Genomic DNA, 12,692 nt, shown 5'->3' with positions numbered 1-12,692 from the left:
CTTTTCAGTGCAACTTGCACATTTAAATGATTAAAAATAAAGCACCACAATGGAACAATAATAAAATGTCTTTTGCAAAAATTTATACAAGGGGATTATTGGGGCTACATGCCCCTCAAATCGAGGTCGAAGTTCATATTAGTTCTGGCCTACCCTCTTTAACTATCGTGGGTTTACCTGAGGCAGCAGTTCGAGAAAGTAAAGATCGCGTTCGATCTGCAATAATTAATAGTGGTTTTCTTTTCCCAACCAAACGCTTAACCATCAATTTAGCACCTGCAGACTTGCCCAAAGATGGGTCACGACTTGACCTGCCAATTGCATTGGGGATTTTAATCGCTTCAGGTCAGCTTCCTGAAAATTGTACGGAAGGATTTGAATTTATTGGTGAACTTGCTTTGGATGGTCATTTACGTCCAACTTCTGGGGCATTAACTATTGCTATGGCTTGTCAGCAAGCTAAGCATCATTTAGTTCTTCCTGAATCAAATGTGGACGAGGCAAATCAACTAGAAGACTTTCAAGTTTATCCTGCCAAACATTTACAAGATGTATGTGCACATTTTTCGGGCAGTAGCCAAATAAAAGCCGCACCACAACGATCTATTTCATCATTATCACAATATCAATACGATCTTGCCGATGTTAAAGGTCAACTTCGTCCTCGCCGAGCATTAGAAATTGCGGCTGCAGGAGGTCATTCATTACTCTTTAAGGGACCACCTGGCACTGGAAAAACATTACTTGCATCTCGACTGCCTTCAATTTTACCCCCTTTGAATGCTCAAGAAAATTTAGAGGTTGCTAGTATCTATTCCGTAGCAAATGCTCAACATCATTTCGGTCAGCGCCCTTTTCGTGCACCTCACCATACAGCATCTGCGATCGCTTTGGTTGGTGGAGGCTGTGAAAATCAGAAATAAATGAAACAAATCAGAAATAGATGAAACAAAATCTTAATTAGCAAAGTTTAGAACAAAGTTGGTTATAGCAATTTCTGATGATGATGAAATTTTCTTTATAGAATGCATGGTTAAGATAAATAATTAACAAATAAAATTTATTTGCTTAAATCTTTCAAAAAATCACGCTAGAATAATTTTCAAAGAAGGTTTCAAAAAACCTATTATGAGTAAATCTATTTATTTAAAAAAGAGAGAATAATGTCGCACGAAGCTCAAATTAGTAGAACATCTCCAACAGCCTTTTTGTTTTTGGTTGATCAATCAGGTTCTATGATGGATAAGATGTCATCAGGAAAGACTAAAGCAGAATTTGTTTCAGATGTTCTTAATAAAACTCTAATGGACTTAATTACGAGATGTTCTAAATCAGAAGGCATTCGAGATTACTTTGATATTGGTGTTTTAGGTTATGGGCATCAAGGCGTAAATAATGGATTTAGTGGCACTTTAGGTAATCAAGTAATGAACCCTATCTCATTACTAGAACAAAATCCACTTAGAATCGAAGATCGTAAACGTAAAATGGACGATGGCGCAGGTGGAATACTAGAGGTTGCAGTTAAGTTTCCAATGTGGTTTGAGCCAACAGCAAATGGTGGAACACCTATGCGAGCAGCGTTAACAAAAGCTGCTGAAGAATTGGCAAATTGGTGTGATGCCCATCCTGACAGTTATCCACCAACAATCTTACATGTTACGGATGGTGAATCGAATGATGGTGATCCAGAGGAAATCGCTAATCATCTTGCTCAAATAGGTACAAATGATGGATCTGTATTGATCTATAATTTACATGTAAGTGCATTAAGTAATTCCCCTATCATTTTACCTTCTAGTGAGCATGTTTTACCCGATGCATATTCTAAGATGTTGTTTAGAATGTCTAGCGAGTTACCTGTTCATCTTGTCGGTTATGCACAAGATAAAGGCTTTAAGGTGAGTGGAGAATCACGGGGCTTTATTTTTAATGCAGAAGCTTCTGATATTGTTGATTTCTTTGATATTGGTACGAGAGCTTCTCAATTACGTTAATGAAAATAATTTTTCAAGGAACTCATCCGAAAGAAATTGGACAAGAAAAAGCAAATGAGGATTCTTTTGCTTTTTCTGAAGATTTAACCAAGTTCATTCTATGCGATGGGGCTAGTGAATCATATAATTCTCAATTGTGGGCCAAAATTATTTGCAACTCTTTCATTAATGATGATGATATTAATGAAGACTGGTTAATTGATGCCGTGAAAAAGTATGTCTTAGAGCATGACTTTAATACTATGAGTTGGTCTCAATTATCTGCTTATCAACGTGGTAGTTTTTCTACGTTTACTAGCATTAGCGTTGATTCAATAAATAAAAAAATTATTACGAGATTATTTGGCGATAGTTTTATATTTTTCTTTAAAAAAATTGAAGGCAACTATGAATATTTTCCAACCTTTAATATTCCAGATTTCCATTTAAACCCAACTCTACTGTCTACCAAAATTGAGTTAAACAAAAGTATAGATTTAAACAAGGTAAATAGTAAACACTATTTAGAGATACCAATTTTAAAAAATGATGAACCTATAATTGCAATCTGCGCAACAGATGCTCTAGCTGATTGGTTTTGTAGAGCTATGTCAATTATTAATCACGATAAATTAGTTAATATATTTTTGAATATAAATGATAGGAAATTCAATAAATTGGTTAATTTCAGTCGTAACAGAGGAAGTTTAAAAGTGGATGATACTACTTTGGTTATTCTAGAGATATGATATACGGTTATGAGCTATCCATCTTTTGAAAAATATAATGAGGCATTTCAGCTCCATAGTAAATTATTAAATGACCCAGAATTAGCAAAAGGTAATGTCAAAAAGACAGGGCTTGGTGTCCCGTTAGCTATTAGTGGTGGATTTGCTTTAACTTATACAATTGAGTGCGTTTCAAAAAAATATGCTGTAAGGTGTTTTCATAAAGAATCTAAATCTCTAGAACTACGTTATATTGAAATTTCTAAAAAAATCAAAAATCTCTCTTCTGCTTTTTTCCTAGATTTTGAATTTCAGCCTAAAGGTATTGTAGTAGATGGTCATGCGTATCCTATTATTAAAATGGCATGGGCTGTCGGAACTACACTTGGTGAATTTTTTGAAGATAATTATAATAATCAAAAATATATCTTCAATTTATCTAATGCCTTAATAAAGCTATCAGAATATTTAGAGAGTAATTCAATTGCTCATGGTGATATACAAACTGGTAATTTAATGGTCTCAAATGCAGGATCTTCAATCCAACTAATCGATTACGATGGCATGTATATCGATTCTTTAGCACATTTGGGTAGTTCTGAATTAGGTCACATCAATTTCCAGCATCCTTATAGAGCCAAAATAAATCCTTATAATAATAAGATAGATAGATTCTCATTGATATTATTATGGTTAGCATGCAAAGCATTAGAAACGGATTCTAAAATTTGGGATAAAACACAGTCAGATATGGATTCTGTGATATTTCGTTCGACTGACTTTACTAATCCAAACTCATCTCAAACATTTGCATTGCTAAGTTCATATCCAAGTTTAAAGGAATATACTAAAAATTTTGCAGCAATATGCAGCACTAATAAATTAGAAAATATACCAAATTTAAGTGATTTCATTAAAGGTTTAAATATTCCTAGCTTAAGCAATATCAATATTGTTTCTAAAAATGTTAGTCGTGCTGTAATTGTTAATGAATATATTAGTCCCTACCCTGTTATCTCAGCTTTGGATTACAATGCTTGTTTGAAGCAAATGGGGAATCAGGTTGAAGTTGTTGGTAAAATTGTAAGTATAAAGCGTGGTTTTGCTCGAAATAAGAAGCCTTATATCTTTATAAACTTTGGAGACTGGCGAGGGAATATATTCAAAATTACAATTTGGAGTGAGGGGTTAGCTATCATTGCTGACAAGCCAGATAGCTCTTGGATTGGAAAATGGTTAAGTATCAAAGGCCTAATGGAATCCCCTTATCGAAATGAGAAATATAAATGCTCCTCTATATCTATTACTGTATCGAAAAAAGGTCAATTGTTTATAATAAATGAGGTTGAAGCAAAAAAACGATTAGCCGCTAAACAACAATCAGTTTCTATAAGTAATTCCTCACAAAAAGTGTCCAACCAAGATATTTTAGCTAAAATATCTGGACAAAAACCTTCTACGAAAAACAGTCAACCGATAGGCTCTATTCCACCAAATACTACTAACTCATCTAACCAAGCTATTTTAAATAAAATTCATGCTACAACTAGCAATACTGGCAACTTGTCAAATCAGAGACAAAATATTTCACTACCTAAAGCTCAACAGAGTACCGCCAACCACAATACATTAGGAAATCCAAAAAATATTCCAAAAAATAAAACGAGAAATCCTATTAACACAGATCAGGTAATTAAATGGATTGTCGCAATTATAATTATCCTAGTAATTCTAAAAAGTTGTAGTTAAACCTATGATATTTATTACTTAAACATATTATTTATCATTATAAAAATAGATTAGACAATTAATACACATCAGTAACTTGGTAATTTTTTAATTACCTATGATGAAATAATTTTCTTGAAAATCTTCCATATCGAAGATTTCAATCTCATCAAGACAAGTTTTCATAACGCACGATGATGTCAAATCTTAGTTATTTGTTTTAGAATAACTATTTACTCTATAATTCATTAATTTTTTAATTTACCTAAATGAATCATACTAAAATTCATGAAACAGACTATACCTTTCCCTATTGTTCCTAATAAGACTGGCTACGAGAGAACTTCTGATTTTAAGAACCTAAAGATAAATGTAAATTACTTAGTTTGGTGGTTTGGGGGTATTTCAAAGATGCATCATCGCAAAACTATAATCACTTCTTTTCAAGTCATTTTTCGTGAAGTCATAGAACAAAATACAGATAATACTGTTGTAGGAAATTTCGTATTAGAACATATATCACTTTCATCTAGTTCAAGGAGTTTTCGGATTGGCGATATTTGGTCTAGAAATAAATATCATTCAGCGCAAATAGAGGGAAAAATTAATTTACCTGTCTTTTCTTTAACAACCTCTTTTGACGAATCAAATTGGTATATTCGTAAAGTTAATGAAGAAAAAGATATAAATTCAGATATTCAGGCATTTCTTGAGTTCTTTCCTCTTCCAAATAAAGTCCGTGATACAAGCAAATTTCTGGAATTAGGACTTGAAAATAAGCAGAAACTATTCATCAACAATATAGCTTTTTTGGTTGCAAGTTATGAGAAAGTTTCATTTCTAATGACTTATCCTTTTATATCTTCACATCCAACGGTCAAAACCATTACGAATTTATTAATACGCCCTATAAAATTAGATAAACCTGATGGCAAATGGCGAGTCTTTTCAAGCTTTGAGTCAGAATGTATATTCTTGGCACATTTCAAATATGACCCATATACTCAAAAAGTAATAAAAAAACTAACTAATCAAAGGATTAAAGCATGGTTAAAAATAAAATCAGATGACGATATTCCTACTTTTTATCCCTCTATTCAACCTTGGTATACTGATGATACAGTCGAGATAAAAGTGCAAGGTTTTTTATGTAATGGCAATATTATTGGGCTAAATATTCTCTCAATTTCAAATCCCAAAGGTCCTATCATTGAATGGCATAGCCCTATACGTAAAATGGGCAAGCAAGCGCCCTCAATTAATCGTGTAGTACATATAGATCAGCTCAATAAACAGCTTACATTGCCACTCAACGAGTTAGATTAGTTCTAGCTATGCAGATTGGAGGTATTACTAAGATATTGATCATCCTTGTAACCAAAAGCAAATAATTGATTTTATTTGAAATAATTACTACTTTATTATATATAAAGATATTTAAATTCTATTTAAGTAAAATTATTTGTGATATTGCATCTAACAATAACTTTTGTTTAAAGTTTTAAATTCAATTTTCGATGCTATTTTTCTTGAATTTAATGAGTTTTTTAGGCCTAATTTGATAACATATTGGGGCGTTATCTAAGCTTTTTTAAAAACTCAATAACTTAATCTGAGAGAATTTTAATTTTAATAAATAAAGGGGGCTATATGTTTAGCAAAGGTTCGGAATGGAGAAAGTGGGATCTACATGTACATACCCCAGCATCTCTTGATCATAAATATGGAGATGATTGCGATGCTACTTGGGAAAAATATTTAACAGATTTAGAAAAACTACCAGACTCCTTCAAAGTTTTAGGGATAAATGATTATTTTTTTATTGATGGATATGAACGTATTCTGCAAGAAAAAGCCAAAGGACGATTGCAGAATATTGATTTAATTTTACCAGTTGTGGAGTTCCGATTACAGGAATTTGCTGGCGTTCAATTTGGAAAGTTAAACCGTATAAATCTTCATGTTATTTTCGCAGATGAGAAAATTTTACCTTTGGATCAGATAAAATCACAGTTTTTAAACACATTAGATGCTAAGTACATCCTTGAGAAAGATCAAACACCATGGAATCTTAGTGTTACAAGAAAATCAGTAGAGGATCTTGGGAAATCTATCAAGGCACAAGTCCCTCCTAATGAGCTAAATAAGTATGGTTCAGATTTAATTGAAGGCTTTAATAATTTAAATTTAAGTCTAGACTCAATTTTAAAAAGTCTAGAAAAAAGTTGTTTTAAAGATAAGTATCTAATTGCTATAGGAAAAACTGAGTGGGATGAGCTTAAGTGGACAGATGGCTCTATAGCTGTTAAAAAACATTTAATTAATAGTGCAAAGATTGTTTTTACCGCAGCAGAATCATATGAAACCTTCAATAAAGCTAAAGAAAAACTTATAAATTATGGTGTTAATGACTTACTATTAGACTGTAGTGATGCTCATAATTTTTCTGATAAAACAACTGATAAAGATAGAATCGGAAATTGTTTCACATGGATAAAAGCTGATCCGACTTTTGCAGGTTTAGTACAAGCAACATTAGAGCCTCAAAATAGAATTTATATTGGTGAGTTGCCAGAAAAAGAATTAATTAAACAGGGTAAAGGCAGTTACTTCATTGATAAAATAGAAATTTCAAAAAAATCTTCAGCATCGAGTAACCATACTTGGCTTGATGGAACAAATCTTAAACTTAGCCATGATCTTGTAGCAATAATTGGAAAAAAAGGCAGTGGAAAAAGTGCATTGGCTGATGTGATTTCCCTTCTAGGTAATTCGAAGTCGAGTAGTAAATTCTTTTCATTTTTAAAAGACGGTCGATTCAAAGGCAAAGGCGGATTTGCATCAGATTTTGAAGCAAGCCTCACATGGTTGAATGGTACAAAAGAATGTCAATCATTAGATTCAAATGTCGATCATGGAAAAGCAGAAAGAGTCCGTTATATTCCTCAGGTATATTTTGAAAAACTTTGTAATCCTGATCAAGGAGATAACGAATTTCAAAATGAGCTTAATTCAGTTATATTTTCTTACTTATCTGAAGAGGATAGAAATGAGTGTACATCTCTTGACACATTGATTAAGTTTAAAGAAAGTGCTTTAAATGATCATTTATCTTCACTAAAACTAGCTTTAAGTAATTTAAATACAGAAATCGAAGACTTAGAATATCAAGCACAAGCAGGTGTAAAAAATATTTTAGAAAGTAAAAGACAATTAAAGTTACAGGAATTACAAGATCATGAATCAATTAAGCCTATCGAAGTTAAATCTCCAAGTGAAGAGCTTACCCCAGAACAACAGTCTTTAAAAGCGAAGATGGATGCTAATAATTTAAGGCAGATTGAATTATTAGGTGAGGTTAAAAAACTCAACGAACAAGTAGTAGATAATCAAAGAAAAATAGTTATTTCCAAACAAATTATTGATAAATATGAAATTTTAAAAGAGCAGGTTCAAGCATTTAAGGAACAAATTAGTGAAAGTTTAAAAGTTTTATCTATTGATAATGATATTGTTACATTTAAGATAGATACAACGAAAATTGTAGAGCTAATTGATAGTTTAAATGAAGAAAATGCAGAAAATTCTCTCAGAATTGATTCTTTAAATAAAGAAATTGAAACTTGTAATGAAGTAGTGAAAACTGTTCGAGGACAACTAACTGAGCCATTGCAAAGATATAATGAATATTTAGAAAACTTAAGAAAATGGGATAATAAGAAGTTGGAATTAAAAGGAGACAATTCGTCCCTAGACTCTTTATTTGGAATTCAATATCAACTAGAACTAATAGAAAAATTGCCTGAACAGCTAACTCAAAAAAGGAATGATAGAAAAGATATTTCAATTAAAATATTTGAGGTTTTAGAAAGTAAAAAGCTTATACGAGAATCTCTCTATGGGCCAGTGCAAAAGGCTATCGAGAAAAATAAGTTTATTAATGAGAAAAATAAATTCGAGTTTGTATCAAAACTGAACTTTTCGACTGAACATTTTCAGGATGAATTAACAAACTTAATTATGCAACGTAGGTTAGAATTTACACCTGATAATATTAAGAAAACTTTAGATGAATTATCCAAGCATGAAGATCTTGATACAAAAGAAGGATGTATTAATTTTATTGAAAAACTTATTGCGAAGTTAGAAGAAGTTAACGATGCTACTGGTATAGCCGATATGGTGAAAAAAAATACAAAACCTAAAGATGTTTATAATTTTGTCTATAGTCTAGAGTTTATAAAATCTAAATACTCTTTACGCTTTCAGAATGCCGAGGTAGATAAATTATCTCCTGGCCAACGTGGGGCATTGTTGCTGATATTCTACTTATTAGTAGATCAAGATAAGACGCCAATTATCCTAGACCAACCAGAAGAAAATTTAGATAATGATACTGTTGTAAATTCTTTAGTGCCAATTTTGAATGAGGCTAAAAAAACAAGACAAATAATAATGGTTACTCACAATCCAAATCTTGCAATAGTTTGTGATGCCGAACAAATTATTTACACTGATTTTTACAGAGAAGATAATTTTTCTATCAATTATACCTCTGGTTCGATAGAGAGTTATGACTTAAATCAACATGCTGTTAACATATTGGAAGGAACATTAGATGCATTCAACAATAGACGAAGTAAATATTTCGCCTAATTGTATGGTAATCCTCCCATAAATAACCGAAGTTAAAAGTAGAGGTTAAGCTGCCATCAAAGGTGGTTTTCCTCTATTAGCTTGATGTGGTCGCTCATGATTGTAATGCCACAACCACTGTGTTGCATAATCTTGTACTTGCTCCAATGTATCGAACAAATGTTTGCTCACCCAACTATAGCGCATTGTACGATTGTAGCGTTCGATATAAGCATTTTGTTGTGGCTTGCCTGGTTGTATATATTCAATACTGATACCATGCTCCGTTGCCCAACGCACGAATTCGTGGCTGATAAATTCAGGTCCATTGTCACAGCGAATCGCAAGCGGTTTGTCTCTCCATTCGAGCAGCTGATTAAGTGTACGAATGACGCGCAGTGCGGGCAGTGAGAAACCTAATATAAAAGCTTATTTTCAATAAAAAACACATCATAATACCCCCTTGCCTTTTAACCACAAAAATATTGAAGTTATTATTTAGAAGCAATTAATAGAAAAATAAACAAATCTTTTTTAAACAAGCTACTAATAAAAATATCTCCATCGAAAATAAAGTATAAAAATTCAAAAACCATTTAATAAAGTATCAATAGAGTTAAAATACATATAGCTTACTTTTAATTTTAAAGAGGAATACAAGAAATAATTTCTTGTATTCCTGTTATAAGATTGGGAGAACCAAGTTGATAATTTCACCCATTTCTTTGGATCTATTAATTTAAGTTTCGACTTTACTTATTTGAGCTTAGCCATTTGGTCGAGTCACAATCGGGAAAATTGAATCTGGACGTTTAAACATTGCAAAGAATTTTCCAATTTTCAGTGGATTACCTTTGACTTTACTGTCTTTAGAAAGCAGGACTTTTACCCCTTCTATTTGACCTGTAATCATTTTTAGATATAAGGGCTTGGTTAAGGTTAATGTAGGGCAATCCAATGCCAAATCTTTACTTTCATCATAACGCTTAAACTGCATGACTGAGTTTTCAACCCATAATGAAAAATGCTCTTTGGTATCCGACAAAACCAGATTGATACACTGGTTTTCATTTTTTAAATTTTCCACATCTAAATTTGTCGCCATAGCTTCAAGAAATCTTTCAGTTGGTGTATGAATCAATAAATCACTCGGATCAGAAGTATTTTGTAGGGGTACATTATTTTGTAGCTCTTGAGCGCCCACCAAAAAGAAATTACGCCAAGTTGAAGCCTCAGCAGCATAGCCCAATTGACGATAAGTATTCGCCAATAAGTCTTTTGCTTGTTGGTTTTGAGGGTTATTCAACACAATATGTTTTAAAATCTCGGCAGCCCATCTATAGTCAGCTTGAGCGTAGGCATCCCGCGCATTTTTCAATGCATTGTTCTCCCCACCTGCTAACTCAATATATTTTTTTGCAACAGCTTTAGGGGGTAATGGATCTAAATTGGAAGGATGGGCATCGAACCATCCCATATAATATTGGTATACTGCTTTTACATTATGTTTTAGGGTTCCATAATAGCCATGAGCATATAGTTTTTGATCAAGTGCCGCTGGAAGCTTAATTTTTTCGGCAATTTCAGCGCCATTAAAACCAGAGTTCATATATCTCACCGTCTGATCATGCGTGAACTTATAAACATCTCGCTGGGTTTTAATAAAATCTTGAATATTGTCATTGCCCCAGACAGGCCAATGATGCTGTGCAATCAATACATCGGATGCTTTGGCATGCTGCATTGCTTGGTCTAGATAGCCCACCCATTTTAAGGCATCACGGACTTTAGCACCCCGAAGGGTATAAAGATTATGCATGGTATGAGATAGAATTTCTGCGCCGTTATAAAGTTTCAATGATGGGATAGAGAACGTTAATTCTGCTGGTGCTTCTGAACCCGGCACGTTATAAAACACAAAATCCAAGCCATCAACCGTCATTTTCTGTTCTGGTTGAGTGATCAGTTGTGTAGGCTCAAGGATGCCCATTTTTCCCACAGCAACAGCCTTACCTAAACCTGTATCCACCACTCCTTCCGCATTTTTAGGTAGAAAAGTTCCATACATATAAGTCGCACGACGTATCATGGCTGAACCTGCCATCACATTTTCACTGGTCGCTTCTTCCATAAAGCCTTTTGGCGCAATAATTGGAGTTTTTCTAGCGTTAATTTCTTCGCTAGAAAGAACGCCTAATGCACCACCAAAATGATCGATATGGCTATGGGTAAAGATAATGGCTGAAATTTTTTGCTCACCTAAATGCTGTCTAGCAAATTTAAGTGCTGCTTCAGCCGTTTCTTTAGAGGTTAATGTATCCACAATAATCCAGCCAGTATCACCCTGAATGATGGTCATATTTGCCAAATCAAAACCACGAATTTGCCAAACTCGATCTGTTACTTTAAATAGCCCAACATTGTTGTTTAATTTTGCTTGTCGCCATAGAGTGGGATTAACGGTATTTGGTGCTTGATCTTGTAAAAAACTAAATGCATCAAAATCCCAGATAACATTGCCTTTCTCACTTTTAATTTGACCTGTTGGCTTGGCAATAAAGCCCTTTTGAGCCTGATTAAACTCAGTCATATCCTCTAAGTTATACTTCGCCTTATATGTATTATTTGATTCAATGACCGCTTTTTCTACTACAGTATTTGCTGCAAAAACAGAAAATGGCAGAATAAGCATCAATGAAACTGTTAAAAACTTAATTTTCATCTTCTTTCCTTTTTTTAAATAGAGGTGGTCCCACATGTTTGAACAACTAAAAGCTTATTTCTTTGTACACGACAAAAAAATATAACTCATTGAAATAATGGCATAATACTTGTTTTCTGAAGACGAATATGATGACACATTTCAATGAGTTATATCTCATCTTAAACAAATATCTAAAGTGGAACAAGTCACATGCAAAATGTTTTACACTGATTATGCTTGCATTAATTGTAAAACAGACATGTAATCTTTCTTCTGCATCTAAAGCCTTACCCATCAAGTGCTTACCACAATCATTTTATCGACGTATACAACGCTTCTTTGCAGGTCAGTATTTCGATTATCGTCAAATTTCTCAGTTAATTTTCAATATATTTTCATTTGATAAAGTCCAATTAACTTTGGATAGAACTAATTGGAAATGGGGAAAACGAGATATCAATATCTTGATGTTAGCCATCGTCTATCGTGGAATAGCGATACCTATTGTTTGGACATTGCTCAATAAACGTGGCAATTCAGATACAAAAGAGCGTATTGCTTTGATTCAACGCTTTATCTCCATTTTTGGTAAAGATCGTATTGTGAATGTGTTCGCAGACAGAGAATTTATCGGTGAGAAATGGTTTACATGGTTAATTGAAAATGACATTCACTTCTGTATACGTGTTAAAAAAACTTTATTGTGACCAATCACTTAGCCAAGAATCATAAAATTAGTGATTTATTTCGTCATCTTCAAGTTGGTCAAACTGAATGTCGTAAACGACGTATTTGGGTTGGTCGAGTGAAACTGTATATTAGTGCGCTACGATTAGAAGATGGAGAACTTTTACTTGTTGTTTCTCCTATGTTTAATGCTTCTGCTATTCGTGATTATGCATTACGCTGGGAAATCGAAAC

The 12,692-nt window shown here is 33.1% G+C and carries 6 protein-coding genes and 3 pseudogenes; 7 read left to right on the top strand and 2 right to left on the bottom strand.

Going from position 1 to position 12,692, the window contains the following annotated elements; translation table 11 throughout:
- Positions 1 to 65 precede the first annotated feature (65 nt).
- The 6 genes and pseudogenes from MKL32_RS13425 to MKL32_RS13400 form a co-directional block, all read left to right on the top strand.
- Positions 66 to 905, top strand: a pseudogene (locus tag MKL32_RS13425) (YifB family Mg chelatase-like AAA ATPase); the annotation flags it as partial.
- 258 nt (positions 906 to 1,163) lie between these two features.
- Entirely contained in the window at positions 1,164 to 1,997 is an 834-nt protein-coding gene (locus tag MKL32_RS13420; protein ID WP_004883649.1) for a vWA domain-containing protein, read from the top strand.
- Positions 1,997 to 2,725 carry a hypothetical protein gene (locus tag MKL32_RS13415; RefSeq protein WP_004883651.1) on the top strand — a complete coding sequence of 243 codons (729 nt, stop codon included), beginning with the start codon at positions 1,997 to 1,999 and terminating at the stop codon, positions 2,723 to 2,725. Before MKL32_RS13420 ends, MKL32_RS13415 begins: the two co-directional genes overlap by 1 nt.
- A 9-nt stretch (positions 2,726 to 2,734) precedes the next feature.
- The gene (locus MKL32_RS13410) at positions 2,735 to 4,453 is read left to right on the top strand and encodes a hypothetical protein (RefSeq protein WP_004883653.1); all 1,719 of its coding nucleotides are present in this window, start codon (positions 2,735 to 2,737) and stop codon (positions 4,451 to 4,453) included.
- A 267-nt stretch (positions 4,454 to 4,720) separates the two neighbouring features.
- Complete coding sequence (locus MKL32_RS13405; protein WP_119048157.1) at positions 4,721 to 5,758, top strand: hypothetical protein; 1,038 nt, start codon at positions 4,721 to 4,723, stop codon at positions 5,756 to 5,758.
- 324 nt (positions 5,759 to 6,082) lie between these two features.
- Positions 6,083 to 9,088 carry a TrlF family AAA-like ATPase gene (locus MKL32_RS13400; RefSeq protein ID WP_004883657.1) on the top strand — a complete coding sequence of 1,002 codons (3,006 nt, stop codon included), beginning with the start codon at positions 6,083 to 6,085 and terminating at the stop codon, positions 9,086 to 9,088.
- A 45-nt stretch (positions 9,089 to 9,133) separates the two neighbouring features.
- Here the strand turns inward: MKL32_RS13400 and MKL32_RS13395 are convergent.
- Both MKL32_RS13395 and MKL32_RS13390 read right to left on the bottom strand, forming a co-directional pair.
- Positions 9,134 to 9,484: pseudogene (locus tag MKL32_RS13395) on the bottom strand (integrase core domain-containing protein); the annotation flags it as partial.
- A 349-nt stretch (positions 9,485 to 9,833) separates the two neighbouring features.
- Positions 9,834 to 11,789 (bottom strand): alkyl/aryl-sulfatase, encoded by a 1,956-nt coding sequence (locus MKL32_RS13390; RefSeq protein ID WP_270900649.1) that lies wholly within the window; start codon positions 11,787 to 11,789, stop codon positions 9,834 to 9,836.
- Positions 11,790 to 11,920: 131 nt separating this feature from the next.
- On the opposite strand from MKL32_RS13390, the pseudogene MKL32_RS13385 reads away from it, so the two are divergent.
- Positions 11,921 to 12,692 (top strand): annotated as a pseudogene (locus MKL32_RS13385) (IS4-like element ISAba33 family transposase); the annotation flags it as partial.

This window comes from Acinetobacter sp. AOR34_HL (assembly GCF_027854795.1).
Classification (GTDB): domain Bacteria; phylum Pseudomonadota; class Gammaproteobacteria; order Pseudomonadales; family Moraxellaceae; genus Acinetobacter; species Acinetobacter junii.
The sequence above is the reverse complement of the archived record's forward strand: the minus strand, read 5'-3'. Positions and strand labels throughout refer to the sequence as shown.

Coding starts and splice junctions, on each gene's coding strand:
- MKL32_RS13420 (WP_004883649.1), top strand. CDS start 1,164: ATGTCGCACGAAGCTCAAATTAGTAGAACATCTCCAACAGCCTTTTTG.
- MKL32_RS13415 (WP_004883651.1), top strand. CDS start 1,997: ATGAAAATAATTTTTCAAGGAACTCATCCGAAAGAAATTGGACAAGAA.
- MKL32_RS13410 (WP_004883653.1), top strand. CDS start 2,735: ATGAGCTATCCATCTTTTGAAAAATATAATGAGGCATTTCAGCTCCAT.
- MKL32_RS13405 (WP_119048157.1), top strand. CDS start 4,721: ATGAAACAGACTATACCTTTCCCTATTGTTCCTAATAAGACTGGCTAC.
- MKL32_RS13400 (WP_004883657.1), top strand. CDS start 6,083: ATGTTTAGCAAAGGTTCGGAATGGAGAAAGTGGGATCTACATGTACAT.
- MKL32_RS13390 (WP_270900649.1), bottom strand. CDS start 11,789: ATGAAAATTAAGTTTTTAACAGTTTCATTGATGCTTATTCTGCCATTT.